The sequence below is a fragment of the Pseudomonas sp. RIT-562 genome, from assembly GCF_026241895.1.
In the GTDB taxonomy this organism is placed as follows: Bacteria; Pseudomonadota; Gammaproteobacteria; order Pseudomonadales; family Pseudomonadaceae; genus Aquipseudomonas; species Aquipseudomonas mandelii_F.
On the sequence record NZ_JAPJIV010000019.1, the window covers coordinates 106788 to 133438 of the forward strand.

Here is a 26651-nt window from a genome sequence, read left to right on the forward strand (position 1 = left end):
AATCGAGTAAAGCCGCGAGCTTATCAGGCGGCCACGACCAATGGCTACCGGCATGAGAGCAGGAAACATCTGATAAGTTCAGGTGTTGTAACGCATTTCGGGATTCTGCGGGTGAAGCTTCTGTCATCTTCTTCCCACAGCGACGATTGTCTTGCGCCGGTGCAATGACACGGTCAGGGCAAATGGCAAATCGCAGACGAAAAAAAGCCCGCACTAGGCGGGCTTTTCCGTGGTGACCTGGCGTTCAGCGTTCCAGGTTACCGAATATGGCGCAGCGGACGGGACTCGAACCCGCGACCCCCGGCGTGACAGGCCGGTATTCTAACCGACTGAACTACCGCTGCGCGAAACGCTTGAAACGAATGGTGGGTGATGACGGGATCGAACCGCCGACATTCTGCTTGTAAGGCAGACGCTCTCCCAGCTGAGCTAATCACCCTTCGCTTCGTTACGGGACGCATTATGCCACAAGTTTTCGTAATGTGTTGATTTAATTGAATATTTTTTCAAATAAATCCGAAAACCAGTAAAACGACACATCCTGCAGGAACAACGTACAAACTTGAGGCAGAAAAAAACCCGCCTAAGCGGGCTTTCCGTGGTGACCTGGCGTTCAGCGTTCCAGGTTACCGAATATGGCGCAGCGGACGGGACTCGAACCCGCGACCCCCGGCGTGACAGGCCGGTATTCTAACCGACTGAACTACCGCTGCGCGTAACACTGAATGCGAATGGTGGGTGATGACGGGATCGAACCGCCGACATTCTGCTTGTAAGGCAGACGCTCTCCCAGCTGAGCTAATCACCCTTCACGTTCGGTGTGGCGCGCATTCTACGGAGCACCCCGGACTCTGGCAAGCACTTTTTTAATTAATTTTCCGAGGCCTTCCAAAGGCTTAGAGAAGGGTTGGCCTATGGCACCGCGAAGAGAATAATGCCCCCCTTTGCATATAAGGAGAGACTCACCCCATGTGGTTCAAAAACCTGCTTATCTATCGCCTGACCCAAGATCTGCCTTTTGATGCCGAGGCGTTGGAAACTGCACTGGCCACCAAACAGGCGCGTCCATGTGCAAGCCAGGAGTTGACCACCTACGGTTTTGTTGCGCCGTTCGGCAAGGGCGAAGATGCGCCCCTGGTCCATGTCAGCGGTGACTTCCTGCTGATCTCGGCTCGCAAGGAAGAGCGCATTCTTCCAGGCAGCGTCGTGCGTGACGCGGTCAAGGAAAAGGTCGAGGAGATCGAGGCCGAGCAGATGCGCAAGGTCTATAAGAAGGAACGCGACCAGATCAAGGATGAAATCATCCAGGCCTTCCTGCCTCGCGCATTTATCCGTCGTTCGTCGACCTTCGCTGCCATCGCACCAAAACAGGGGCTGATCCTGGTCAACTCCGCCAGCCCGAAACGTGCCGAAGACCTGCTTTCCACCTTGCGCGAAGTCATTGGCACGCTGCCGGTGCGCCCGCTGACCGTAAAAATGTCGCCGACCGCCACCATGACCGAATGGGTCACCACCCAGAAAGCTGCGGACGACTTCTTCGTGCTGGACGAATGCGAGCTGCGTGACACCCATGAAGATGGCGGCATCGTGCGTTGCAAGCGTCAGGACCTGACCAGCGAAGAAATCCAGTTGCACTTGAGCACCGGCAAGGTGGTCACCCAGCTGTCGCTGGCCTGGCAGGACAAACTGTCTTTCGTCCTCGACGACAAGATGGTGGTCAAGCGCCTGAAGTTCGAGGATCTGTTGCAGGATCAGGCGGAACAGGACGGCGGCGAAGAAGCCCTCGGCCAGCTGGATGCCAGTTTCACCTTGATGATGCTGACATTTGGCGACTTCCTGCCGGCGCTGGTGGAAGCGTTGGGTGGGGAAGAGCTTCCCCAGGGAATCTAAAGTCTGGTGATGTCCCCTGTGGGAGCGGGCTTGCTCGCGAAGGCGGTGTTTCAGTTAATGAATACTTACCTGGCACACCGCCTTCGCGAGCAAGCCCGCTCCCACATTTGGAACGTCGTGCAACTTCAAAAATAAGGATCAGGCCATGCGCGCACTGGCTGCACTGAGTCGCTTCGTCGGCAACACCTTCGCTTACTGGGTACTGATTTTCGCCGTGGTAGCGTTCCTCCAGCCCGCGTGGTTCGTCGGCCTCAAGGTGGCCATTGTGCCGCTGCTGGGGCTGGTGATGTTCGGCATGGGCCTGACCCTCAAGCTCGATGACTTCGCCGAGGTCGCGCGCCACCCGTGGCGCGTGGCCCTGGGCGTAGTCGCACATTTCGTGATCATGCCTGGCATGGCGTGGTTACTCTGTCAGGTTTTCCACTTGCCTGCAGAAATCGCCGTCGGCGTGATCCTGGTCGGCTGCTGCCCGAGCGGCACCTCCTCGAACGTCATGACCTGGCTGGCCCGCGGCGACCTGGCGTTGTCGGTAGCCATCGCGGCGGTGACCACCCTCCTCGCCCCGTTGCTGACCCCGGCGCTTATCTGGCTGCTGGCCTCAGCCTGGTTGCCGGTCTCCTTCATGGAGCTGTTCTGGTCGATCCTGCAAGTGGTGTTGCTGCCGATCGTCCTCGGCGTGCTGGCCCAGCGCGTGCTCGGCGAGCGGGTTCGTCACGCGGTGGAAGTGCTGCCGCTGATTTCGGTGGTGAGCATTGTGATCATCGTTGCCGCTGTGGTGGCGGCCAGCCAGGCGAAGATTGCCGAATCGGGCCTGTTGATCATGGCGGTGGTAATGCTGCACAACAGCTTCGGTTATCTGCTGGGTTATTTCACCGGGCGCCTGTTCAAGCTTCCACTGGCCCAGCGTAAATCCCTGGCGCTGGAGGTGGGCATGCAGAACTCCGGTTTGGGTGCCGCGCTGGCCAGCGCGCATTTCTCGCCGCTGGCAGCGGTGCCGAGTGCGTTGTTCAGTGTGTGGCACAACATTTCCGGGGCGCTGCTCTCGACCTGGTTCCGGCGAATGAGTGAAAAACAGGATCGCGAGATCGCAGCGCGGCAAGCCGCTGACTGAGTTGGAAACTTGATCGCCCGGTTAATAATGGGCACTATACTGCGCATCGCGAGGACGACCTTGCGGCTCGATCGAGTCATTATCTGGGGACGACCCCGTCAATCGATGGAGGTCTCACATGTCCTGGATCATTCTGTTCTTCGCCGGCCTGTTTGAAGTCGGCTGGGCGGTCGGCCTGAAGTACACCGATGGTTTCAGTCGGCCGCTGCCCACCGCCCTGACCATTGCGGCCATGGCCATCAGCCTTGGTCTGCTGGGGCTGGCGATGAAGGAGCTGCCGCTGGGCACCGCCTATGCCATCTGGACAGGCGTCGGCGCGGTCGGCACGGTCATCGCCGGAATCATTCTGTTTGGCGAGTCGATGGCGTTGTTCAGGCTGGCCAGTGTCGCCCTGATCATCGCTGGCCTGGTCGGACTCAAGATCAGCGCCTGAGCAATCAGCCCGCCATGAAAAAGCCCGCCCCGTCGTCGACCCAGACAGCGGGGCGGGCTTTTTTACACCGGGTCACTGCCGATCAACTTTCCGCCAGCGCCATGCGCTCACGCGTAACCGGTGCCCGTTCCGCCAACTCAAGCACCATGCACCGTTCCAGGAACAGGTACATGTAGTCATAGCTCTTGCAGATAGCCTGGCGCAACTCTGCCTGCAGCGCCTGGCTCGGATTCAGGCCTGCCAGGGTACAGATGATTTCCAGCGCCTCCCACGGATGGGCGTCGTCGTACTGGGCGTGCATCTTCAGCCACTTCATCGCGCGCTTGCGCTCCTCCTCAGGGAAGGATGCTGCGTACACGCCATTGGAACAGACCACGGCCGACCACTCCCCTGTCGCCCCTTCAATGGCGTAGTTGGTAGCGGCAATGGCCACGATCAGTGAATCGGACGAGCTGGTGTGCCAGCACCAGTGGCTCAACGCATGGAGTTCCGGGGCGACACTTTGTGCCTGCAATTCTTCCAGGGTTACGCCATGCGCACGGCTCCAGTGCACCCAGTAGTCGGCATGATTAAGTTCTACCCGAATATTGCGCATCAACCAACGGCGCGCCATGTCCTCGCCAGGGTGGCGGGCAAAGCGCGTCTTGGTCAGGTTCTGCGCCATATACAAAGCAAACTGTTCAACCACCGGCCAGCCACCAATAAGGTAGTGGCGCATGGTCTTCGCACTGAGCTTGTTGTCACGCAGTCGTTGATAGAGTTCATGTTCAACTACCCGGCGCTTGTTCTCGCTGCAATCCTGAATCAGCCGCTGGGCCCAGGCTGGATAACTTGCAGCTTCCATGAGAGGTCCGGTTCTGATGAATGTGTCGATCACTGTCGAGCTCCTTTTGATTGTGATTTTTTAAGGATCGGCAAGATGTTTCAGCGGAAGGTACCCGGGGCCTTGAACAACAAAGGCTGAGGCCGCGCCGGACGACTTTGCAAACTTTCGCAGGTAAACAGATGCGGGCGTTCAATCACATACCCCTGAGCATAATCGACCCCAATCTCCAGCAGTGCCTGCTCGATCTGTGGTGTTTCGACAAACTCGGCAATCGTGCGCTTACCCATTACATGGCCGATGTGGTTAATCACTTCGACCATGGCGAGGTTAATCGGGTCGTCCAGCATATCCTTTACGAAACTCCCGTCGATCTTCAGGAAGTCTACAGGCAAATGTTTCAAGTAGGCGAATGAAGACATTCCGGCACAAAAATCATCAAGTGAGAAATAGCAACCTAACTCTTTGAGTTCATTAATAAATCTTATTGCACTACCCAAATTTGATATCGCACTGGTTTCAGTAATTTCAAAACAAATCATTTCAGGTGGTATTGAGTAAACAATAAACTGTTGACGCAGGAAGTCCAGAAATGCGTCATCTCCTATAGTAATGCCTGACAGATTAATCGCACACATGGCCAAAGGACCTTTATGCTGTTCTTCTATGCACTGCGCAATAATCTTGAAAACGTTTTCCACTACCCAACGGTCAAGGGAAGTCATTAACCCATAACGCTCCGCTGCCGGAATGAAACTGTCCGGTAGAATCATTCGCCCTGCTTCATCATGCAGGCGCAAGAGTATTTCGATGTGTCCGCCGTCGTGTTCGGCATGCCCGAGCGGTGCGATCTGTTGGGCGTACAGACAGAACCGGTTGTCTTCCAGGGCCATGTGCAGGCGCTGGACCCAGGCCATCTCGCCGAAGCGCAGGGACAGTTCCGAATCATCGGCGTGATACACCTGAATCCGGTTGCGCCCCTTCTCCTTGGCCATGTAGCAGGCCATGTCGGCGGCACGCAAGGAGGCTTCGAGGGTGGTCGGATGCTGAGCGACGTGCACCAGCCCGATGCTCACAGTGGTCACGAACGGCCGGCCTTTCCACACGAAGTGCAGGTTCTGTACGGTCTGGCGCAAGCTGTCGGCGATCTTCTCGGCAGCGTCGGGCGCGCAGTTTTCCAGAAGGATGCCAAATTCGTCGCCACCCAGCCTCGCCAGGGTGTCGCCGGCACGCAAGCCTGATTGCAACAGGGCACAGATATGCCGCAACAACTCATCGCCAGCCGCGTGGCCACAGGTATCGTTGACCAGCTTGAACTGATCCAGGTCGAGAAACATCAGTGAATGACGCCCGGCCTGACGCGTCAGGTTGTGCAGGGCCTGCTCCAGGCGAAATTCGAACTCGCGGCGGTTGGCCAGCCCGGTCAGGGCATCGTGCGTCGCCTGCCACGACAGATTGGCAATGTACTGGCGCTCCTGGGTCATGTCGTGCAGCACCAGCACGGTTCCGCTGACCTTGCCGGCGTTGCGGATGGGCGCGCCCACCAGGGTGACCGAGACGGTGCTGCCATCCAGGCGCTGGATCAGCTTGGAATGCTCGCTGCCTCCGCGCAGCTGGCCGCTGAGGATATGTTCGATCAAGGTGAAGCCGTCGGCCTGGGCATTTTCATCGAGTAAATTGAACAGCGCCGCCAGCGGCAATCCCGCCGCCTGTTCGGCCTTCCAGTGGGTCAGTGCCTCGGCGGCCGGGTTCATGTAGGCAATCGCTCCGTCGACGTCGGTCGTGATGACCGCATCGCCGATCGACTGCAGGGTGATCTGCGCCCGATCCTTTTCCAGCTGCAGGGCATCGGCAAACGCGTGCCGCTGCTTGAGCAGCTTGTGGGTGCGCATCAGCGCCAGCGCAATCAGGCCCAGTGCGGTGGCAAGGTTGATCAGCAGCAGCAGGCGAAGGATCATTCGCGAGCCTTCGCCCAATGCATCGCTGAATGCCTTGGCCGCAGGCGTTACGCCGTCATTGATGGCAAAAATTCGGTCTTTCCAGCGAGTGACATCGGCACTGGACGCCTGGCCGTCGGTAATCCGCTGGTGCATTTCGTTGGCAACTTCATCGAGCTGCCCCAGGTAGGAGTCGCCTACAGTCCACAAGTCGATGGCCTTCTCCAGGTAGCTGAAGTGGCGGAAATTGAGGTAGAGCCAGATCAGGCTGGACACATCGTCCGGGTGATTGCCCCCTTTGAGAATGGCTACACGGGCCGCCTCGAGGTTGGGCGGCTCGTGATCCAGCGCCAGGCGCAGCTCATGCCCGCCATGGGGCACTGCTATCGCGGTCTGGTATTTGAGGAAAATTGCCTCGTCGCGATTTTCCGCGTAGAGGTTCAGGTAATAGATGGCATCTTTCTGCCCTTTCGACCACAGGCTTTCGCCAGCTACATAGCCGCGAACCGCCGATAGTACGTAGAGGCTGAAGCCGCCAAGCAACGCCTGAAATAACACGACGGCAATAAATGGCCAGACGATGCCCAGCAACCGTGGAGTTCCGAGAGTCCGCGTTTGATTCATGAGGTCCCTTGTATTAGCACTGCCAGATCAGCATCCCGACGTGATCGCTACACCCAGACTAGGGGGCGTTCTCGCTCCCGGCAAGTTGGACCCCTGCCGGCGTGACTAGTGCTGCTGCAAATGCCCGTAGAGCTTGGCGTATAAGCCACCGTCGGCGATCAGCTGCTGATGGTCGCCATCCTCGGCGATCTGCCCACCGTCGAACACCAGCACCCGGTCCGCCTGTTTCACCGCGGACAGTCGGTGGGCGATGATCAGTGTGGTGCGATGGCTGAGGAACCGGGTCAACGCCTGGTGCAGGTTGTATTCGGTGGCGGCGTCCAGCGCCGAGGTGGCCTCGTCGAGGATCACTACCTTGGGCTCGGCCAGGACCATGCGGGCAATCGCCAGGCGCTGACGCTGGCCGCCTGACAAGCGCACGCCGGATCGGCCGACGATGCTGTCCAGGCCATTGGGCAATTCGCGCACGGTGTGATCCAGCTGGGCAATTTCCAGGGCCTGCCAACAGGCTTCGTCGCTGCGTTCGCGGCCCATGGTCAGGTTGGCCCGCACGGTGTCGTTGAACAGTGCCGGATGCTGCAACACCACCGCGACATTTTCGCGCACGGTTTCCAGGCCGATTTCTTCCTGGGTCGAACCACCAAAGCGAATCGTCCCGGCCAGCGGCGTGTACAGGCCCAGCAGCAGCTGCACCAACGTGCTCTTGCCGCCGCCACTGGCACCGACAATCGCGACCTTTTCGCCCGGGGCGATCGACAGGTTCATCTTGTTCAGGACCAGGTCATCACCATAACTGAAGCTCAGCCCCTGGACTTCGATGCCCACGGTTTCACGGCCCTGGAACGGGTCGACGCCGCCCTGGTACTGCGGTTCATCCGCCCGGGCCAGCAGTTCGTTGATCCGCGACAGAGCCCCACCAGCGGCATAAAAGGCGTATTGCAGGTTCAACAGCTGCTCCACCGGGCCAATCATGAACCACAGGTAACTGAAGACCGCGAGCATCTGGCCGATGGAGAGGTCGGAAAACAGCACGGTGAGCATTGCTGCGGCGCGAAAGATATCGATACCGAACTGGAACAGCAGGCCGCTGGCGCGGTTCGACGCATCGGTCTTCCATTGGGAGGTGATCGCGTAGTCCCGCACTTCCCGTGCGCGCTGCCCGAGACGGCCGAGGAAAAAGCCCTGGCGGTTGCCGGCACGCACTTCCTGGATGGAGTCGAGGGTTTCGGTAAGGGCCTGGGTGAAGCGCGAGGTGCTGTCGTTCTCCAGCTTCTTCAAGTGCTTGACCCGTTTGCCCAGCAACACCGTGGCGTAGATCACCAGCGGGTTGAACAGCATGATCAGCAACGCCAGCTTCCAGTGCATCCACACCAGGATGCTCGCCGTTCCGACCAGGGTCAGCATGGCCACAAGGAACCGGCTGAGGGTCTCGCCGACAAATTTGTCGAGGGTGTCGAGATCGGTCACCAGATGCGTGGTAACCGTACCGCTGCCCAGGCTTTCGTATTCCCCCAGGGAGATTCGCTTGAGCCGTTCGATCAGGCGCAAGCGAATGCGGTAGACAATGTCCTTGGCCAGCGCCGCGAACAGGCGCGCCTGCACCACGTTGAACAACAGGGCCGCGCAACGCAGGCTCAGGGTCACCAGCAGCATCAGGCCAATGTAGCCAGCCGCTTTCTGCCAATGTTCAGGCAGTGCGTGGTTCATGATTTGCAGCGCAGAATCGCCGTGCCCCAGCAGCACTTCATCCACGAGCAGTGGCAGCAGGAGGGGAATAGGTACGCTGCACAAGGTAGCCAGTACCGCGACGCCGTTGGCGATCCACAAGGCTTTTTTATGCTGCAGGGCCAGGCGACGTATTTCAGCCCAGCTCAGTCGATCGATACGCTTGGGAGATGGCTCATCGTCGGGCAGGTCATGCACAGGCGGCGCGCTCCAGCCAGCGGCCGAGTAATGGCGACAGCTCGCTGAACGGTTGATAACCATTGGTCAACAGTGCCAATTGCCCGTCCCGCTCGGCCAGCAGAGTGGGAAAGCCGGCAATTCCCAGATCCTGGACCCAGGTGAAATCGGCAGCGGTCGCGGCGTGTTGATCGGCACGGTCAAATGCCGCTGCGAACTCGATGCGCGGTACCCCGGCCTGTTCCGCCAACTCGACCAGGACACTGGCCTGGGTCACATCGCGACCTTCGGCATAAAACGCATGCTGAATCAAACCCAGCAAGTTCCACGCACAATCCGCTGCCAGGCTGCGCGCGGTGACCAGCGCCCGGCACGCCGGTTCGGTATCGTAGACAAAACCGTCGGGCAATGCCCCTTCCAGCTTGAACGGTTGGCCGGTGGCGTCAGTCACCGCCTGCCAGTGTTCGAGAATATAACGCCGGGTGGTCGGCTCCAGCGCCGAACCGCTACCGGTGCGCAAGCCGCCCACCACCAGATGCACCTCAACTCCCGCTGCACGCGCCTGCGCGACCAGTGCTTCGGCCACTGGCGCAAAACCCCAGCACCAGGAGCACATCGGGTCCATCACATAGAGCAGGCGGCGCGCAGACATGGGATCAAGCCTCGGTAGGAGTTTGCTTGTAGTTGTAGCCGATCGGGTGCGGCATGTTGCGTGCCTTCGCCAGTTCGATCTGCTTCTGCCGATCGATGGCGCTACGGCGAGTTTTCTCGCTCAGCTTATCCCAGCAATGCGGGCAACTGATGCCTGGCACGTAGTGCTCGGATGCGCGGTCTTGCACGCTGACCGGGGTACGGCAGGCATGACATTGATCGTAGTCGCCTTCGCTCAGGTCGTGGCGCACCGTGACCCGGTTGTCGAAAACAAAACAGTCGCCCTGCCATTTGGTCTCTTCCTGCGGTACTTCTTCGAGGTACTTGAGGATGCCACCCTTGAGGTGATAGACCTCATCGAAGCCCTGGCTGAGCATGTAGCTCGAAGCCTTTTCGCAACGAATGCCGCCGGTGCAGAACATCGCGACCTTCTTGTGCACCGCCGGGTCGAAGTGTTCCTTGATGTAGTCGGGGAACTCGCGAAAGCTGGTGGTCTTCGGATCAATGGCGCCTTCGAAGGTGCCGATGGCGACTTCGTAGTCGTTGCGGGTGTCGATCAACAGCACTTCAGGGTCGCTGATCAGGGCGTTCCAGTTCTCTGGATCGACGTAAGTCCCGACTTTTTTGTTCGGGTCCACGCCTTCGACGCCGAGGGTGACGATTTCTTTCTTGAGCTTGACCTTGGTGCGGTTGAACGGCTGCTCGTCGCAGTACGACTCCTTGTGATCGATATCGTCCATGCGCGGGTCGTTCTTGAGCCAGGCCATCAGCCCGTCGATGCCTTCGCGGCTGCCGGACACGGTGCCATTGATGCCTTCTTCGGCGATCAGCAGCGTGCCTTTGATGCCGTTGTCGGCCATTGCCTGCAGCAGGGGCTCGCGCAGGGCGACGTAATCTTCCAGGGTGACGAACTTGTACAGTGCCGCCACAACAATCTGTTGCGTCATCAGGTGCTTCTCCAGGTGGCTACCCTCGTAAGGGGTGAACCGGATTCAAAAAAAAACGCGCCGGGTTAGCGGCGCGTTGCGGATTCTAGCAAAAAAAATGTGGTTTCTGTAGGAGCAAGGCTCGCCCGCGATGGCGATCTTGAGGACGCTATCGCCGGCAAGCCGGGCTCCTACAAGTGCTGATTTTAGTGCTTGCTACCGCCAGCACAGGTCGGCGAGGCCGGGGCCGCGTCCATCTGTGCCCATTCCTCAGGCGTGTAGGTATGCAGCGCCAACGCATGAAACTCGCCCATCAGCTCGCCAAGCGTGCCGTAGACTTTCTGGTGACGCTTGACGCGGTTGAGCCCCTCGAACTGCTGACTGACAACCACGGCCTTGAAGTGAGTCTGTAACCCACGACTGTGCATGTGGCTCTCATCCAGCACCTGCAGATGCTCGGGTTGTAACAGGCCCAGCGTCGATTCAATGCGTTGTTGCATGGTCATACCTGGCTCCGCTTAAGGCTTTTTCTTGGCCGGAGCAGCGCCTTTAGGCTCGAGCTCCGCAGTCATGTCAGCCAGCAGCTTGTTGACCACAGGCACCGCGCTTTCGAGCTTGGCCTGAGTCATCTGGGCCGATTGCTGGGTCAGCTGAGGCATTTTTTCCAGGACTTTCTTGCCCAGTGGCGACTGGTAGAAAGCGACCAGGTCCTTGAGCTCGGATTCGCTGAAGTTGGTGGTATAGAGCTTGACCATGTCCGGCTTCAGCTTGTTCCAGCCAATGGCTTGGTCCAGCGCTGCGTTAGCCTTGGCCTGGTACGTTTCCAGCAGGGCTTTCTTCGACTCAGGGGCTTTGGTTTGTTGAAAGCGCTGAGCGAACATTTGCTGCACTTGCATGTACACCGGAGTGCCCAGTTTGTCAGCGTGCGCCAGGGTCAGGAAAGCCTCGGCACTTGCGTTGTGGCTGGCGGTATCGGCAAAAACAGGGCCGCTGGCGCAAACCAGTGCAACCGCGGTACAGATGGCACGAAGACGAGTCATCGAGTTTCCTTTTCTAGCAGGCGAGGTAAAACCCCAAGGGCGTCCATTCTGCGCCTAAAAAACTCTGTCACTCAACCCCAAGCCTTGTGGGGCCTTATTTAGAGGGGGCAGGGAGGCAAATTCGACACCGATGGAACCACCATAGACGATCACGGCCTAAACTGCGCTAACAGACCTACAGGAGTGTGCAGAATGAGCCGTATCGAAACCGACAGCCTCGGCCAGGTTGAAGTCCCGGATGAGGCCTACTGGGGCGCTCAGACGCAACGCTCGCTGGTCAATTTCGCCATTGGCAACGAACGCATGCCACTGGCGGTGCTGCATGCGCTGGCCTTGATCAAGAAAGCTGCGGCGCGGGTCAATGACCGTAACGGCGACGTGCCGGCCGACATTGCCCGGCTGATCGAACAGGCGGCCGACGAAGTGCTCGACGGCAGCCACGATGATCAATTCCCTCTGGTGGTCTGGCAGACCGGCAGCGGCACCCAGAGCAACATGAACGTCAATGAGGTGATCGCCGGTCGCGCCAATGAATTGGCCGGCAGACCGCGCGGCGGCAAGTCGCCAGTACACCCCAACGATCATGTCAACCGCTCCCAGAGCTCCAACGACTGCTTCCCCACTGCCATGCATATTGCGGCGGCCCAGGCTGTGCAACAGCATTTGCTGCCGGCGATCAACGAACTGTCCGGTGGCCTGGCCGAGCTGTCCGCCCGCCATATGAAACTGGTGAAGACTGGCCGGACGCACATGATGGACGCCACACCGATCACCTTTGGCCAGGAACTGTCGGCATTCATCGCGCAGCTGGACTACGCCGAACGAGCGATCCGCAGCGCATTGCCCGCCGTCTATGAACTGGCCCAGGGCGGCACTGCGGTGGGCACCGGATTAAATTCGCCGCACGGCTTCGGCGAAGCGATCGCGGCCGAACTGGCGGCTCTCTCCGGCCTGCCATTTGTCACCGCGCCCAACAAATTTGCCGCGCTGGCCGGGCATGAGCCTTTGACCACCTTGTCTGGCGCGTTGAAGACCCTTGCCGTGACCCTGATGAAAATCGCCAACGACCTGCGCCTTCTGGGGTCGGGACCACGCGCCGGTTTTGCCGAAGTGAAATTGCCAGCCAACGAGCCAGGCAGCTCGATCATGCCGGGCAAGGTCAATCCGACCCAATGCGAGGCCTTGTCGATGCTGGCTTGCCAGGTCATGGGCAATGACGTCGCCATCGGTTTTGCGGCAAGCCAGGGGCATCTGCAACTGAACGTGTTCAAGCCGGTGATCATCCACAACCTGCTGCAATCGATCCGCCTGCTGGCCGATGGCTGCAGCAACTTTCAGCAGCATTGCATTGCCGGGCTGGAACCGGATGCGCAGAAAATGGCTGAGCATCTGGAGCGTGGCTTGATGCTGGTGACGGCGTTGAACCCGCATATTGGCTATGACAAGTCGGCGGAGATCGCCAAGAAAGCCTACGGCGAAGGGCTGACGTTGCGTGAGGCGGCTTTGCAGCTGGGCTATCTGACAGATGCCGAGTTCGATGCCTGGGTGCGGCCGGAGAATATGTTGGAGGCTGGAGCCAAGGGTTAAATGATGTAGCGTCTGGTGGCCAGTCATCGCGGGCAAGCCTTGCTCCCACAGGTTCAGTGCTCACACATAGGTCCTGTGTCTACACATAGGTCCTGTGTCTACACAATAGGTCCTGTGTCTACACATAGGTCCTGTGTCTACACAATAGGTCCTGTGTCCACACATAGGTCCTGTGTATACACACCGACCCTTCTGTGCTTACACACAGGTCCTGTGTCTCCACACTGAACCTTCTGTGCTTACACACAGGACCTGTGTCAACACACTGAATCTGTGGGAGCAAGGCTTGCCCGCGATGAACGATTACACGGTCTAACTGGCCGCCAACCGCGCCCTGCGCGCCCGCAGCCCGGCAATCAACGAAGGCCCCAACGCCACCAGCGCCGAGCCCAAGACCACCAGCACTGCCCCGCCATACCCCAGGCCATTGATGGTTTCGGCATGCACATACTCAGGCCACAGCCAGGCCGCCATCGCCACTGCCGCAAAGGTCACCAAGGGCGTGATCGCCAGCGTCGCACTCACCCGCGAAGCCTCCCAATGGGCCAGCGCCTCGGCAAACGCGCCATAAGCGATCAATGTGTTCATGCAGCACGCCAACAGCAACCAGCCCTGCAGCGGGCTCAGTTGCAGCACTTCCAGGGGATGCACCCAGGGTGTCAGCAACAAGCCGCAAAACAGGTAGATCACCATCATGACCTGCAGCGAATTCCATACCGTCAGTAATTGCTTCTGGCCCAACGCATAGAAGGTCCAGACCGTGGACGCCAGCAACACCAGCAGCACCCCAGCGGTGTAATCGCTCAGGGAAGTGAGCAACTCAGTCAGGCGCTGGTTGAAAAACAGTCCGAAGCCAATCAGCAGCACCAGCAGCCCAACCCCCTGCCCTACGCTGAAACGCTCCTTGAACACAAACAGGCTGGCAATCAGCAACATGATCGGGCCCATCTGCACCACCAGTTGCGCCGTGCCGGGGCTAAGCAGGTTCAGGCCCATCAGGTACAGCACATAGTTGCCCACCAGCCCCAGCACGGCCATCAGCACCAGCCAGCCACCGCGCGGGCCGAGCACTTTGCGACTGGGCAGGCGCCTGGTCGCCGCCAGGTAAATGAACAGGCAACTGCCGGACACCATCAGGCGAAACCAGGTCACCGTTACCGGGTCCATGACCAGCAGGACTTGTTTGAGCTTGATCGGCAGGATTCCCCACAACAGCGCGGTCAACAAGGCCAGGAACAGGCCGTAGACCCAGCGACCGGATGAAATGTGCATGCGTACCTCAACAAGGCCAGACGGCTAGAACGGTCATTCTAGGCGCATGTACTGCAGGTACACAGGCACAGTTGCCAGTTTGCCGCGCATGCAACTGTGCAGGTCGCATGCCGTCGATCGGTTGATTGAGCGCGCGAACGGGTTCAGACATAAGCTGATTGGATCCACCCATCGGACTGCACTTTCAGGAGAACCTCATGTACGGCATGCGCGCCCAGGACAACGCCCCCGCTACGCATTTTCGCAGTGACCGGTTGTGTCGAGTAAACGGCGAGCTTTATTTCAGTACTCGGGAAAACACCCTGGAGGGGCCGTTTGAAAATCCTGAAGTAGCAGCTCGCGAGATTCAGGCTTATATCGAGCGGATGCAGAGGATGAGTGCCCGGCGCTAGACCGAGGTGCGACCATTCGCGAGCAAGCCCGCTCCCACAGTTTTTTGATGAGTAGATCATTTTGTGGGAGCGGGCTTGCTCGCGAACGCTATTTCACAATCTGCACAAAAATGCCGGTCATTAGCGCACCGCTTCAAACAACCCGGTAGCTCCCATGCCCCCGCCAACGCACATTGTCACCACGCCATAACGCAGTTTGCGCCGCTGCAACTCACGCACCAGATGCCCGACCTGCCGCGATCCGGTCATACCGAACGGGTGCCCGATGGAAATCGAGCCGCCGTTGACGTTGTACCTGGCGTTATCGATTTCCAGACGGTTACGGCTGTAGAGGCACTGCGAAGCAAACGCTTCGTTGAGTTCCCACAGATCGATATCGGCTACCTGCAACCCTTTGGCCTTGAGCAATTTCGGCACCGAGAACACCGGGCCAATGCCCATTTCATCAGGTTCGCAACCCGCCACGGTGAAGCCGCGGAAGAACGCCATGGGCTTCAACCCCAGCTCCAGGGCTTTCTCCAAGCTCATTACCAGGGTCATGGAAGCACCGTCAGACAACTGCGAGGAGTTGCCGGCAGTCACCGAACCGTCTTCGGCAAACACCGGCTTCAAACCTGCCAGGCTTTCCAGGGTGGTGTCGGGGCGATTGCAGTCGTCGCGATCGACGATGCCGTCGAGGATTTGCACCTCACCGCTGTTCTTGTCCTCGACTCGGTATTTCACCGCCATCGGCACGATTTCATCGTCGAACAATCCAGCGGCCTGGGCCTGCGCCGTACGCTGCTGGCTTTGCAGCGCATAGCGATCCTGTTCTTCGCGGCTGACGTTATAGCGCCGCGCAACGATCTCGGCGGTCTGGCCCATGGGAAAGTAGATACCCGGCACCTGCTCCTTGAGCAATGGGTTGATCAGGTTGTCAGTATTGACGCTTTTCATGGTCAGGCTGATCGACTCGACGCCGCCCGCAACGATGATGTCGCTGCAGCCCGAAGCGATCTGGTTGGCGGCGATGGCAATCGCTTGCAACCCCGACGAACAGAAACGGTTGAGGGTCATGCCGGCGGTGCCGATGCCCAGGCGCGACAACACCGCCACGTTACGGCCGATGTTGTAACCCTGGGCGCCTTCGTTGGAACCGGCGCCGACGATGCAATCCTCGACGCTGGCCGGGTCGATGCCCGTGCGCGCCAACAATGCGTTGACGCAATGCGCCGCCATATCGTCAGGTCGGGTCTGGTTGAATTTGCCGCGAAAGGATTTGGCCAGGCCGGTCCGTACGCTGTCGACGATCACCACTTCACGCATGGCATACCTCATTGTTGTTGTCGGTTGAGAGTGGACTGAGCATAGATCCACCCCACAACCGGCCGCGACAATCATTCACCTCGCATATGCGCAACTATCGGTTCACTTCTTGCTTTTCTTGGCTTTGCGGTCGGATTTTTCAAACGCTTCCTCCAGCGCGCTGTTGATCGTGCGCAGCACTTTGACCCGCGCCCAGCGCTTGTCATTGGCTTCCACCAGGGTCCACAGCGAAATATCGGTGCTGGTGCGATCCACCATGTCACCCACCGCAGCGCGATAGGCATCCCACTTTTCGCGGTTGCGCCAATCGTCCTCGGTGATCTTGAAGCGCTTGAAGGGAATCGCCTCCCGAGCCTGGAAACGCTCCAGTTGAGTCTGCTTGTCGATGGCCAGCCAGAACTTGACCACAATCACCCCGGAATCGACGATCTGTTCCTCGAAGTCATTGATCTCGCTGTAGGCGCGCAACCAGTCCGCCGGGGGGCAGAAGCCCTCTATTCGCTCCACCAGCACCCGCCCGTACCAGGAGCGATCGAACACGGTGAACTTGCCCTTGGCCGGGATGTGCCGCCAGAACCGCCACAGATAGGGCTGAGCCCGTTCCTCTTCGGTCGGCGCGGCAATCGGCACGATGCTGTACTGCCGCGGATCCAGGGCCGCCGCCACCCGGCGAATCGCCCCGCCCTTGCCTGCGGCGTCATTGCCTTCAAAGACCGTGACCAGCGCGTGGCGACGCATGCGTTTGTCGCGCATCAGGCCGGAGAATCGCGCCTGTTCGGTGATCAGCTGTTCTTCGTAATCGTCCTTGTCGAGGCGCAGGGTCAAGTCCAGGCTGTCGAGCAGGTTCAACTGGTCGACGCTGGTGGGCAGCGGTGCGGCGTTGACTTTCTCCGGGTGCAGCGATGAGCGCTTGAGCGCGCCTTGCAAGCCGGCGAGCAGAATTCGCCCCACCGCCAGGCTGCGGTAGTGCGGGTCAACGCCTTCGATCACGTGCCAGGGCGCATAGTCGCGGCTTGTACGGCGCATGATGCGCTCGCCGTATTTGACGAATTTGTCGTAGGTCTGGGATTGCTGCCAGTCCAGCGGACTGATGCGCCAGCTGTGCAAGGGATCGTCCGCCAGCGCCTTGAGGCGCGCCTTCATCTGCTTCTTGGACAGGTGGAACCAGAACTTGAAGATCAGCGCGCCTTCGTCGCACAACATCTGTTCCAGGCGTTCGGCGGCGTTGATGCTTTGGTCGAGCCGCGGATTCTTGATCACGCCATGGACTCGATCCTGGAGCATCTGGCTGTACCAGTTGCCGAAGAAAATCCCCATGCGGCCCTTGGCCGGTAGCATCCGCCAGTAGCGCCAGGCCGGTGGGCGGGCCAGCTCTTCGTCGGTCTGCTGATCAAAGGTGCGCACTTCGATCAGGCGCGGGTCCATCCACTCGTTGAGCAACTTGACCGTCTCGCCCTTGCCGGCGCCTTCGATGCCGTTGATCAGGACGATGACCGGAAAGCGTTGCTGCTGCTGGAGTTCGAACTGAGCTTCAAGCAACGCCTCGCGCAACGCGGGCACTTCGGCCTCGTAGGTTTCTTTATCGATGAAATGACCGATTTCAGCAGATTCGAACATGGATGGCTCCCTTCCCGGATTGAGCAAGACTAGCGGATTGACCTCCCCTGCGTGCTAGAAATCCCTCTGTCGTACTCCTGTAGCAGCTGCCGAAGGCTGCGTTCGAGCGCGTAGCGGTCGTTAATCCTGAAGTCCCGTGGCACCTGAAAAATACATTGAATGGTTTGGCGACCGCTCCGCGCTCGAACGCAGCCTTCGGCAGCTGCTACAAGGTTGCATCGGCTAGAATGGCGTCCTTGACGATGCCGAGCCTGCCATGAAATCCGTATTACCCCACGCCCAGCTCGACTGGGACGACCAGGGACTCCCACGTTCGCGGGTGTTCGACGACGTATATTTTTCCGATCTGTCGGGGCTCGATGAAACCCGTTACGTGTTCCTTGAGCAAAATGCTCTGAGCGAGCGATTTGCCGCGCTGCAGGCCGGTCAGCGGCTGGTGATTGGCGAAACTGGATTCGGCACCGGCCTGAACTTCCTCTGTGCCTGGCAGTTGTTCGAGCAACAGGCAGTGCCTGGCGCGCGACTGCATTTTGTCAGCGTCGAGAAATATCCGCTGAGCCTGCCAGACCTGCAGCGCGCGTTGGCGCTGTGGCCTGAGCTCAAGTTGTTCGCCGATCAACTGCTGGCGCAATACGTGGCCATCCATCAAGGCTTCCAGCGCCTGGTCCTGGACAACGGCCGCGTCACCCTGACGCTGCTGATCGGCGATGCACTCGAACAATTGCCGCAACTGGACGCGCAAATTGATGCCTGGTTTCTCGATGGCTTCGCTCCGGCAAAAAACCCCGACATGTGGACCGCCGAACTGTTTGCCGAACTGGCCCGCCTGGCGGCGCCCGGCTCCACCATCAGTACCTTTACCAGTACCGGTTGGGTGCGCCGCTTGCTGAATGCGGCGGGTTTCAAGATGAAGCGCACTCCCGGCATTGGTCATAAATGGGAAATACTGCGTGGAGTGTTTGTCGGCTGGCCGCCAGATGCAGCCCCGCCGCCTCAGCCCAAACCGTGGTTCGCGCGTCCGCAGCCACTGGCTGGCGAGCGCCATGCCCTGGTAATCGGTGCGGGGCTGGCCGGCTGTGCGACGGCTGGCAGCCTGGCGGCACGCGGTTGGCGCGTCAGCCTGCTGGAGCGTCACGCTGCGCTGGCGCAGGAAGCGTCGGGCAATCCCCAGGGCGTGTTGTATCTCAAGCTTTCGGCCCATGGCACGGCATTGTCACAGCTGATTGTCAGTGGTTTTGGTTACACCCGGCGTGTGCTCGAACATCTGCAACGGGGCGCCGACTGGGACAATTGTGGGGTTCTGCAACTGGCGTTCAACGCCAAGGAAGCCGACCGCCAGGCACAACTGGCGGCCGCCTTTCCCGCCGACCTGCTGCACGTAGTGGATCGCGAATACGCCGAGGTTCGCGCGGGCATCGCGCTGCCATCAGGCGGCCTGTTTTATCCCGAGGGTGGTTGGGTGCATCCGCCAGCCCTGTGCGCCTGGCAGGCCGCTCATCCGAATATCGAAGTCCTGCCCCATCACGAGGCGATGCAACTGCGCCGTGTCCATGGGCAATGGCAAGCGTGGGACGGCGACAGGTTGCTGGCCGAAGCGCCAGTGGTGGTGCTGGCCGGCGCTGCCGAGATTAAACGTTTCGACTTCAGCAGCGACTTGCCGCTCAAGCGGATTCGAGGCCAGATCACGCGCCTGCCCCAGACGGTAGACAGCCAAAGCCTGAGCACGGTGGTATGCGCCGAAGGCTACGTTGCACCGGCACGCCTGGGAGAACACACCCTGGGCGCCAGCTTCGATTTCACCAACGACGACCTGACTCCGACGGCGGCCGAACATGTCGGCAACTTGCAGATGCTCGAGGAAATATCCAACGATCTGGTCACCCGCCTGGGTGCAGGCAATTTGCAACCGGAGGCACTGGAAGGCCGCGCTGCGTTCCGCTGTACCAGCCCGGATTATCTGCCGATAGTCGGCCCGCTGGCCGCCGCCCAGGCTTTCACCGACGCCTACAGCGTGCTGGGCAAGGATGCGCGGCAGACGCCGGACATTCCTTGCCCATGGCTGGAGGGTGTGTACATCAACAGCGGTCACGGTTCCCGGGGCTTGATCACCGCGCCGTTGTCAGCCGAGCTGCTGGCAGCCTGGCTGGACAACGAACCCCTGCCGTTGCCCAGGGCCGTGGCCGAGGCGTGCCATCCAAACCGATTTGCCTTGCGGCGGTTGATTCGGGGAAAGGCTTGAAGCAGTCAATCCAGGGCAAAGCAGGTTTTCGCTTCGTCCGCCTCCATCGCCGCCTGGGTCAAGCGCTTTAACAAGCCGGTCTCAGCTGTATTCAGTTCGTCTGCGATGGCGTCGACCCGGGTTCGGTACTGCGCACCAAATGTCGTCTCCTTGGCGATGATGGCCTCCATGCGGGTATGGAAAGGTGCGGTGAGATCGCTGAACTCCTGGCTGTGATGCTCTCTTAGAAAGTCGCTCCAGAACGTGCGACCGCTGATGAACGTCGACAGTTCGGGGGACAGTTCCGCAGTAATGACTTTGCTGTAGGCGGTATCCAAGTCTGCCGGCTTTACACCACCCAGATCCGCGTAACGCATGTGCAGCGGTTGGCCGACGAGTTCGAGCCTGTCAGCCAGGCCGGTGCGGTAAGCCAGTTCCACTTCCACCGGGTCGAGCTTGGGATTGGCACGGGAATACTCACGGGCAATTGTCGCGAGTTTTTCCAGGCGGAACAGGCGCCGCCCAAGATCCAACAATCGGGCGGCACGATCATGGGCATTAGCGGACTGGCGGACCACCGTGTGAATATCCACGGCCACCTCAAGGTTACTGAAGATAGTGGCCGCCGAATCAGCGCAATTGGCCCTGACCGCCATCGCCAGCAATTGCTCGCACAACGCCTTGTCGCTGCGGGTTGCCTCGATGACCTCCCACACCCTGCGGGTCATGTCCTCATGCACGAAGCGGCTATCTGCAGTGCCCCCGACCTCTGCCAGCAACTCGAAGAATTCTGCCGATTTGGGTTCGTTTTTCAACGCCAGCCATGCGCGGTTACGCTCGACATAAGACTGTTCGACACGTTTGGGCATCCACAAGTCCCGAGCCCTCACCTCATTGAGCACCGCAGTAGAATTGTCCAGCAGGCCCATTCCGATGCCCAAATTATCACGGTAGGCTCTCAGCTTCTCGAGACTGGCAGCAGAGACCGGGTTGCCCCTGAGGTTGATGGCTTGCGCAAATCGTGGAGGCATTTGAAACAGCCAGTCTGGTAACTCGAGTATCTTGTTGGTTCGCAAGTCGACGAAGTCCAAATACGGCAGGCGCGAAAGCCCGACCGGCAGTTCTGTGGTGTGGGTATCGCTCAGAAACAAAGTCTGCAGATCAAACATCTTGCTGACGTCAATCGTGGCGCCCAGGCGATTGCCGCCGAGGCCCAGCGTGCGCAAATTGCGCAGGTCGGCCAGCTTACGCAAGGTATGTTCGGTCAGACTTATCTGATTGCCATCCAGCCGCAGTTGTTCGAGGTTGGGCATGTGGGAGATCACTTCCGGCAATCGAGTGAGTTGATTGCGCTGCAGCTCCAGACTCTCCAGCCCTTTGAACGGCCGAAGAAAATACGCCAGCTCATCACCGGCCTGCATGTCGTTGATGGCCAGGTTGCGCACATGCGCGACATCGGCTTCTGTCAGGGCCGGCAACGGGCCGGTCGGATTGCTCGCCAGCGTCAGCGTTGTGACCGGCTGGTTGCGCGGCCAAAATGGATGCGAGACCCGGCGCCAGCAGTTTTCGATGGCATTGGCTACCTGACGCCGGCTCACGCGAAAATCCTCGAGTTTGCCTGTCAGCTTTTTCATCTGCGCTTCGTCGTCGCGCCAGGCGTGCAACACCTTGCGCAGTTGGCGCAGTTGCTGGGCCAATTCCTTGATTTTGTTTACCCGCTGCATGTGGGTAGTGCCGGCCTCGTCGAGAAACGCCGAAACCTGTGTTTCAGTGAACAGCGGATAGAGCTTTCTGACTTTACGGATCAGGCTTCGTGGGTAAACATTCGCTACCGGGGTATCTGCCTGGACACACGCAGCGAGGTGTTTGGGTATCTCGCTACGCTCACCTCGCAGCACCTGGCCGCTATGCTGAGGATCGCCAGAAGCAGCTCGCACCAACCGTGATCGAAGGGTCGCGACATCTGCGGCAGCGGTACCCGTGAACCCCATGCGCGTGCGTTGACTGGCAGGCAATCTATCCAGGATCGCCTCAACCAGCGTGGCGCGGGTCAGGGTCGAAGAAACGTCGCCGGTCATTTGGGTGACTTGATATCCCGTGCTGGTCTTGACGATCACGCCCCGCGACAGGGCGTCGGTTTCGCCCACGGAATCGAGCAGGGTACCGGTCGTGGTGCCCTCGCGTACTTCCAGTCGATAGCCATCGTCCCAACCTTGCACACGGTCCATCAGCCCCAGCGCCAGTTTGTCGGTGTCGGCAGTGGCAAGTTGCGGGCGATACAGCCCCATGAGGGCCCGGTCCATTTTTACTCCGGCGCGAGCCGCACCGAGCTGTCGATCCAGATCCACCCCTGGCATTTTGCGGTCACGCAAAAAGCTGCGATCCCTGGCTGAGGCCTGCTCCAGCACTTCCTGGCTCACGCGGGTGGGAAGGCCTGCGGCGTGCTCGCCCAGGGTCGCAACGTCACCGGAGGCCTTGCCGTCATACCGCTTGTAAAGCCATTCATGCAGCGCTCGCCGATCGCTGCTGAGGTGTGCCGCGATCTTCTTTGCCAGTAACGACGCTTGCGACTCAGTGGTCGAGCTGCCGATCATGGCTTCGACTTCTTCGGGATAGAGACCTTCGATAACTGTATCGAGCAGGCTGCCGGCATCTTTCTCGGCTGATGTCACATGCACGCTGTTGGCGTCATCATCTTCCGGAGCGGTTTCTGGAAAGCGGGACTCGACCAGGTCATCAGCGTCCCATACTTCAATAAAGCGGTCAGCCGGCCAGCCCGCCAATCTGGGCAGCGTATGCAGTTGCTCCTGGGCAAAGGCCGGGTTCGCCGTCTCGCCCTGCTCCATTGCGGCGATCAGTCGGGTAATGCGCTGATCAATGTTAAACCGCTCGATGCAGTCGTTCAGTCGCTGCGGCAACGCGAGGTTGCTTTCATGCAGGTAGTGCAAGTCGTCCGGCGTAACTGCGCAGATGTCGGCGATGGCCTGCACGTCGCTTTCCAATGCAGGCAGGCGCCGACTTGTGCGCCCCAACGCGTAGGCACCGTCGCGCCACTCGTGCGCGTGCTCATAAACATGGCGCCATCCACCTTCCACATTTTTCTCGACCGCTGGCTGGAAGGCGTCCTTGTGTACGGGATGGTTAATATTCCATGACGAGCCGTCAGCGTTTCGGATAACTTCGTATCGCGCCCCATCCATGACGAGCGAAGTCCGGCCTCCATGGTGGTACAGCCCCGAAGAGTCAGGCTGCACATTCGCTGGCAGGGTCGCGGTCTGCTTATATGATTCGAGGTCGGGCTTCCACAATCTGGTTTTGCCATCGGCGCGAGTTATGGCCTCGAAGCCGTCGAAGAACTTCGCCTGCTCCTTTATTCCTCTTTTGAATGCTGTCGAGATGACCTTGCCCCCCGCAGCAAATGCCGCCATTTGCGCGAGGTTCTCAACGATATTCAGCACATGTGACAAGGCCGACTTGCGCTCATCATGTGTCCAGTCCACTACCCCTTCGTACACCTCGATGACGATATCGCCCACGGCCGTCAGCAACATCAGGTTGCCAATCACGGGCACGAACAGAGCGGCCGCGTTCAGCAGCACAAGACCGCCGTCGAGCAGCATTTGAATGGTTTTTTCCCGTTGTTGCTCGTCGACCTCTGCTGTGGGCACCGCAAGAATTTGCGCGTCGAGCTGGGTTTTGCTAACGAAGCTGCTGTAGAAAAAGTCCGCGACGCAGGTATCCGCAGGAGTCGCAGTGAGCGCGCCCAGCGTCCTGCCCTTATCAAATTTCTTTAAGAAGTCGGCTTTATCGTGACCGTGCAGGTACTGCTCGACGAAAAATTTTCGGTAACTTTTACTCTGCAGTTTAAGCGTGAGGTAAACCTTGAACTCATCCAGCGAGGCGTATTCAAAGAGCGGCCGTCGCGGTTCGTTCGGCATGTACACCACGCACTTGGCCTTAGTGTCGGTATCGATGGAAACCTTGGTGAATACCAGTACGCCGCAGATGCAAGTGTCATGGATGGTCAATCCCTGCCAGAGCACCGGCCCGCCATCGAACCGCGCATCTTTCGTTTGAGCCGCAGGGACATCTTGTTCAATCACGCTCGACAGCAGGGTGTAGACCGCCGGGCTGATGTCTTTTTTTAGCCGGGCGATGTGAAGGGCCACTTGCATATCCAGCACCTTCAAGCGGCGGATATCCAAGGTGGAGGGGCGATCATCGGCAGGTGTAGCCGGGGCAGGTCTGGCCGGCAGCGCCAGGGCCGTAGTGATGTGTTGCTGGTAGCGAGCCCCCAGGTCGAGCTCACGACACAGTGCCGCGAATTTTTCCGCGGTGACTTCATTGTCTGTTGAAGCTTTGGCATTGATCAGTAACTTGGCGTCCTTTAACGGACCACCGGGTGTCGCCTGCGCTTGAGTGAAGTTTTCCATGGCGGCCTGCAGCAGGCTGCATGAGGTGGTCGTAACGGTATCCTGCGCGCCAAAGACCGGGAGAGTTCCCGTTGAGGTATATCGCGTTGTAGTGATCGACAGCGTGTCACGCTCGACGTCGAAATCGAGCGTCCACTTGCCTTTGAGGAAAGTGGTCAGTTGCGCTTTGCAAAAGCCATCCAGCGACGTGAGCTTTTCCAGGGCCGTCTTGACCCGCGCTTGCGTATCGAATGACTGCTGGAACGACGACTTCAGCGCCTGCACTATCGTCAGGTCTGCGCTCGCCAACCATTGCGGTATGGCCGTTTGCAGTACTTGAGCCTTGTCCAGATCGGCGGTGTGTTCCACTAACGCCTCCAGGCGTTCGGCGGATGTCATCGGCGCAACCGCAGAAGTGGATTCATCAGTTTCAGTGGGCATGGGCAATTTCCTTATTGCGTTGACAGTCCCCCAGTTTATGAAGCGCCTTAGGCTATTAAAAACTCGAAAAGCTGATCGAACAGCAGCGCCTATGCGCAGCATTTCTCATGCATCACATAATTAATTACCACCGTCGCAATGCGTGTTTTTGCCTTGGTGCGTTTCGCACAACCATGCACCCTTATTACTTATCGATCTAAAACTCCCATGATCTGCACGGGTCAGTTTCTGAGTGCCCGCTATTTTTGGCCGGGTATCGATTGAACCTCCCCAACGGAAAAACCGGTAAGGACTTTATGTGCGGATTAGCTGGCGAGTTACGCTTTGACAATCAACCTGCGGACCTTGCAGCCGTTGAACGAATCACCCATCACCTGGCACCTCGCGGACCCGACGCGTGGGGTTTCCACAGCCAAGGGCCGATTGCCCTGGGCCATCGCCGCCTGAAAATCATGGACCTGTCGGATGGCTCGGCGCAGCCGATGATCGACAACCAGCTGGGTCTGTCCCTGGCATTCAATGGCGCGATTTACAACTTCCCGGAACTGCGTACCGAGCTTGAAAGCCTGGGCTACGCCTTCTATTCCGGCGGTGACACCGAAGTGCTGCTCAAGGGCTATCACGCCTGGGGCGAAGCACTGCTGCCCAAGCTCAACGGCATGTTTGCGTTTGCTATCTGGGAGCGCGACGCCAAGCGCCTGTTCATCGCCCGTGACCGTCTCGGGGTAAAACCGCTGTACCTGTCGCGCACCGGCCAGCGGCTGCGCTTCGCGTCAGCTCTACCGGCACTGCTCAAGGGCGGCGACATCAACCCGATCCTCGATCCGGTGGCGCTCAATCACTACTTGAATTTCCACGCGGTGGTACCCGCTCCGCGCACCTTGCTGGCCGGCATCGAGAAACTGCCGCCGGCTACCTGGATGCGCGTCGAAGCCGATGGCCGCACCGAGCAGAAAACCTGGTGGACCCTGCCCTACGGGCCCCGTGCCGATGAACTGAACCTGACGCTGGAAGACTGGCGCGACCGCGTGCTGGACAGTACCCGAGAAGCAGTCGCGATTCGCCAACGTGCAGCGGTCGACGTCGGCGTATTGCTCTCCGGCGGAGTCGATTCGAGCATGCTTGTGGGCCTGTTGCGCGAAGTCGGGGTGGAAAACCTGTCGACCTTTTCCATCGGCTTTCAGGATGCGGGCGGCGAACGCGGAGACGAGTTCCAGTACTCGGACCTGATTGCCAAGCACTACGGCACCCAACACCATCAGTTGCGCATTGACGAAAAAGAAATTATCGAGCAACTGCCGGCGGCATTCCGCGCCATGAGTGAGCCGATGGTCAGCCATGACTGCATTGCGTTCTACCTGCTGTCGCGCGAAGTGGCCAAACACTGCAAGGTGGTTCAAAGCGGCCAGGGCGCGGATGAGTTGTTCGCCGGTTACCACTGGTATCCGCAAGTGGACGGCGCGGCCGATCCATACGCGGCGTACCGCGAAGCGTTTTTCGACCGCAGCTACGAAGACTACGCAGCGACCGTGCAGCCGAAATGGCTGACAGCGAATGACGCCGCCGGCGACTTCGTGAAGGAACATTTCGCCATGCCGGGCGCCGATGCTGCCGTGGACAAGGCCTTGCGCCTGGACAGCACCGTAATGCTGGTGGACGACCCGGTCAAACGCGTCGACAACATGACCATGGCTTGGGGCCTGGAGGCTCGCACCCCGTTCCTGGACTATCGCCTGGTGGAATTGTCGGCGCGGGTACCCGGCAAATTCAAGCTGCCCGATGGTGGCAAGCAGGTGCTCAAGGAAGCGGCGCGCCTGGTCATTCCAAGTGAAGTGATCGACCGCAAGAAAGGCTACTTCCCGGTCCCCGGCCTCAAGCACTTGCAGGGCGATACGCTCAACTGGGTGCGTGAACTGCTGCTAGACCCAAGCCAGGATCGCGGCCTGTTCAATCCGGCCATGCTTGACCGCCTGCTGACGGACCCACAAGGCCAGTTGACGCCACTGCGCGGTTCCAAGTTGTGGCAACTGGCAGCCCTGAACCTGTGGCTCAGCGAACAAGGAATCTGAT

General features: G+C 59.4%; 18 protein-coding genes and 4 tRNA genes. 7 read left to right on the forward strand and 15 right to left on the reverse strand.

The features are described from left to right. Positions 1–267: 267 nt before the first annotated feature. The 4 genes from ORL50_RS21325 to ORL50_RS21340 form a co-directional block, all read right to left on the reverse strand. A tRNA-Asp gene (locus ORL50_RS21325) sits at positions 268–344 on the reverse strand. 19 nt (positions 345–363) lie between these two features. Continuing rightward, a tRNA-Val gene (locus ORL50_RS21330) sits at positions 364–439 on the reverse strand. Positions 440–636: 197 nt separating this feature from the next. Continuing rightward, positions 637–713 (reverse strand) — tRNA-Asp (locus ORL50_RS21335). 19 nt (positions 714–732) lie between these two features. Then, a tRNA-Val gene (locus tag ORL50_RS21340) sits at positions 733–808 on the reverse strand. A gap of 161 nt (positions 809–969) precedes the next feature. Between ORL50_RS21340 and rdgC the strand changes: the two genes are divergently transcribed. The 3 genes from rdgC (at position 970) to sugE (ending at position 3434) form a co-directional block, all read left to right on the forward strand. Then, entirely contained in the window at positions 970–1890 is a 921-nt protein-coding gene (rdgC, locus tag ORL50_RS21345; protein WP_266017818.1) for a recombination-associated protein RdgC, read from the forward strand. Positions 1891–2035: 145 nt separating this feature from the next. Beyond that, on the forward strand, positions 2036–3001 hold the full coding sequence (locus ORL50_RS21350; protein ID WP_266017820.1) for a bile acid:sodium symporter family protein: 966 nt from the start codon (positions 2036–2038) through the stop codon (positions 2999–3001). A gap of 118 nt (positions 3002–3119) precedes the next feature. Then, entirely contained in the window at positions 3120–3434 is a 315-nt protein-coding gene (gene sugE, locus ORL50_RS21355) for a quaternary ammonium compound efflux SMR transporter SugE (RefSeq protein WP_045061667.1), read from the forward strand. An 82-nt stretch (positions 3435–3516) separates the two neighbouring features. On the opposite strand, the gene ORL50_RS21360 is transcribed toward sugE, so the two are convergent. From ORL50_RS21360 to ORL50_RS21390, 7 genes are all read right to left on the reverse strand, one after another. Next, on the reverse strand, positions 3517–4278 hold the full coding sequence (locus tag ORL50_RS21360; protein WP_416236039.1) for an iron-containing redox enzyme family protein: 762 nt from the start codon (positions 4276–4278) through the stop codon (positions 3517–3519). Positions 4279–4358: 80 nt separating this feature from the next. After that, positions 4359–6818, reverse strand: coding sequence for an EAL domain-containing protein (locus ORL50_RS21365; RefSeq protein WP_266017822.1), 2460 nt, complete (start codon positions 6816–6818; stop codon positions 4359–4361). A gap of 105 nt (positions 6819–6923) precedes the next feature. After that, positions 6924–8741 carry an ABC transporter ATP-binding protein gene (locus tag ORL50_RS21370; RefSeq protein WP_266017823.1) on the reverse strand — a complete coding sequence of 606 codons (1818 nt, stop codon included), beginning with the start codon at positions 8739–8741 and terminating at the stop codon, positions 6924–6926. After that, the gene (locus ORL50_RS21375; protein WP_266017851.1) at positions 8734–9336 is read right to left on the reverse strand and encodes a DsbA family protein; all 603 of its coding nucleotides are present in this window, start codon (positions 9334–9336) and stop codon (positions 8734–8736) included. The genes ORL50_RS21370 and ORL50_RS21375 overlap by 8 nt, the downstream gene beginning before the upstream one ends. 40 nt (positions 9337–9376) lie before the next feature. Continuing rightward, a complete protein-coding gene (gene trhO, locus ORL50_RS21380) occupies positions 9377–10318 on the reverse strand; it encodes an oxygen-dependent tRNA uridine(34) hydroxylase TrhO (RefSeq protein ID WP_266017824.1) in 942 nt (313 codons plus the stop codon). 185 nt (positions 10319–10503) lie between these two features. Beyond that, the gene (locus ORL50_RS21385) at positions 10504–10803 is read right to left on the reverse strand and encodes a BolA family protein (protein WP_054051883.1); all 300 of its coding nucleotides are present in this window, start codon (positions 10801–10803) and stop codon (positions 10504–10506) included. Between the two features lie 12 nt (positions 10804–10815). Then, positions 10816–11337 carry a DUF2059 domain-containing protein gene (locus tag ORL50_RS21390; protein WP_266017826.1) on the reverse strand — a complete coding sequence of 174 codons (522 nt, stop codon included), beginning with the start codon at positions 11335–11337 and terminating at the stop codon, positions 10816–10818. A 192-nt stretch (positions 11338–11529) separates the two neighbouring features. On the opposite strand from ORL50_RS21390, the gene ORL50_RS21395 reads away from it, so the two are divergent. Next, a complete protein-coding gene (locus ORL50_RS21395) occupies positions 11530–12924 on the forward strand; it encodes a class II fumarate hydratase (protein WP_266017827.1) in 1395 nt (464 codons plus the stop codon). 312 nt (positions 12925–13236) lie between these two features. Here ORL50_RS21395 and ORL50_RS21400 read toward each other — a convergent pair whose 3' ends face one another. Then, positions 13237–14196, reverse strand: a complete 960-nt coding sequence (locus ORL50_RS21400) for a DMT family transporter (RefSeq protein ID WP_266017828.1) — start codon at positions 14194–14196, stop codon at positions 13237–13239. A gap of 197 nt (positions 14197–14393) precedes the next feature. Between ORL50_RS21400 and ORL50_RS21405 the strand changes: the two genes are divergently transcribed. Next, positions 14394–14588, forward strand: a complete 195-nt coding sequence (locus tag ORL50_RS21405; RefSeq protein WP_266017829.1) for a DUF6316 family protein — start codon at positions 14394–14396, stop codon at positions 14586–14588. A gap of 120 nt (positions 14589–14708) precedes the next feature. Here ORL50_RS21405 and ORL50_RS21410 read toward each other — a convergent pair whose 3' ends face one another. Beyond that, on the reverse strand, positions 14709–15893 hold the full coding sequence (locus ORL50_RS21410) for a thiolase family protein (RefSeq protein ID WP_266017831.1): 1185 nt from the start codon (positions 15891–15893) through the stop codon (positions 14709–14711). Between the two features lie 102 nt (positions 15894–15995). After that, positions 15996–17510, reverse strand: a complete 1515-nt coding sequence (gene pap / locus ORL50_RS21415; protein WP_266017832.1) for a polyphosphate:AMP phosphotransferase — start codon at positions 17508–17510, stop codon at positions 15996–15998. A gap of 256 nt (positions 17511–17766) precedes the next feature. Here pap and mnmC point away from each other — a divergent pair, with 256 nt between their 5' ends. Continuing rightward, positions 17767–19749: a bifunctional tRNA (5-methylaminomethyl-2-thiouridine)(34)-methyltransferase MnmC2/FAD-dependent 5-carboxymethylaminomethyl-2-thiouridine(34) oxidoreductase MnmC1 gene (gene mnmC / locus ORL50_RS21420; RefSeq protein ID WP_266017833.1), complete on the forward strand. Its 1983-nt coding sequence runs from the start codon at positions 17767–17769 to the stop codon at positions 19747–19749. A 5-nt stretch (positions 19750–19754) separates the two neighbouring features. Here mnmC and ORL50_RS21425 read toward each other — a convergent pair whose 3' ends face one another. Continuing rightward, positions 19755–24509 carry an NEL-type E3 ubiquitin ligase domain-containing protein gene (locus ORL50_RS21425; protein ID WP_266017834.1) on the reverse strand — a complete coding sequence of 1585 codons (4755 nt, stop codon included), beginning with the start codon at positions 24507–24509 and terminating at the stop codon, positions 19755–19757. A gap of 368 nt (positions 24510–24877) precedes the next feature. Here ORL50_RS21425 and ORL50_RS21430 point away from each other — a divergent pair, with 368 nt between their 5' ends. Next, positions 24878–26650, forward strand: coding sequence for an N-acetylglutaminylglutamine amidotransferase (locus ORL50_RS21430; protein ID WP_266017835.1), 1773 nt, complete (start codon positions 24878–24880; stop codon positions 26648–26650). The last annotated feature ends 1 nt before the right edge of the window (position 26651 follow it).

Coding starts and splice junctions, on each gene's coding strand:
- ORL50_RS21360 (WP_416236039.1), bottom strand. CDS start 4,278: ATGGAAGCTGCAAGTTATCCAGCCTGGGCCCAGCGGCTGATTCAGGAT.
- trhO (WP_266017824.1), bottom strand. CDS start 10,318: ATGACGCAACAGATTGTTGTGGCGGCACTGTACAAGTTCGTCACCCTG.
- ORL50_RS21385 (WP_054051883.1), bottom strand. CDS start 10,803: ATGACCATGCAACAACGCATTGAATCGACGCTGGGCCTGTTACAACCC.
- ORL50_RS21430 (WP_266017835.1), top strand. CDS start 24,878: ATGTGCGGATTAGCTGGCGAGTTACGCTTTGACAATCAACCTGCGGAC.
- ORL50_RS21365 (WP_266017822.1), bottom strand. CDS start 6,818: ATGAATCAAACGCGGACTCTCGGAACTCCACGGTTGCTGGGCATCGTC.
- ORL50_RS21395 (WP_266017827.1), top strand. CDS start 11,530: ATGAGCCGTATCGAAACCGACAGCCTCGGCCAGGTTGAAGTCCCGGAT.
- ORL50_RS21400 (WP_266017828.1), bottom strand. CDS start 14,196: ATGCACATTTCATCCGGTCGCTGGGTCTACGGCCTGTTCCTGGCCTTG.
- sugE (WP_045061667.1), top strand. CDS start 3,120: ATGTCCTGGATCATTCTGTTCTTCGCCGGCCTGTTTGAAGTCGGCTGG.
- rdgC (WP_266017818.1), top strand. CDS start 970: ATGTGGTTCAAAAACCTGCTTATCTATCGCCTGACCCAAGATCTGCCT.
- ORL50_RS21375 (WP_266017851.1), bottom strand. CDS start 9,336: ATGTGCTCCTGGTGCTGGGGTTTTGCGCCAGTGGCCGAAGCACTGGTC.
- ORL50_RS21405 (WP_266017829.1), top strand. CDS start 14,394: ATGTACGGCATGCGCGCCCAGGACAACGCCCCCGCTACGCATTTTCGC.
- ORL50_RS21350 (WP_266017820.1), top strand. CDS start 2,036: ATGCGCGCACTGGCTGCACTGAGTCGCTTCGTCGGCAACACCTTCGCT.
- pap (WP_266017832.1), bottom strand. CDS start 17,510: ATGTTCGAATCTGCTGAAATCGGTCATTTCATCGATAAAGAAACCTAC.
- ORL50_RS21410 (WP_266017831.1), bottom strand. CDS start 15,893: ATGCGTGAAGTGGTGATCGTCGACAGCGTACGGACCGGCCTGGCCAAA.
- ORL50_RS21390 (WP_266017826.1), bottom strand. CDS start 11,337: ATGACTCGTCTTCGTGCCATCTGTACCGCGGTTGCACTGGTTTGCGCC.
- mnmC (WP_266017833.1), top strand. CDS start 17,767: ATGAAATCCGTATTACCCCACGCCCAGCTCGACTGGGACGACCAGGGA.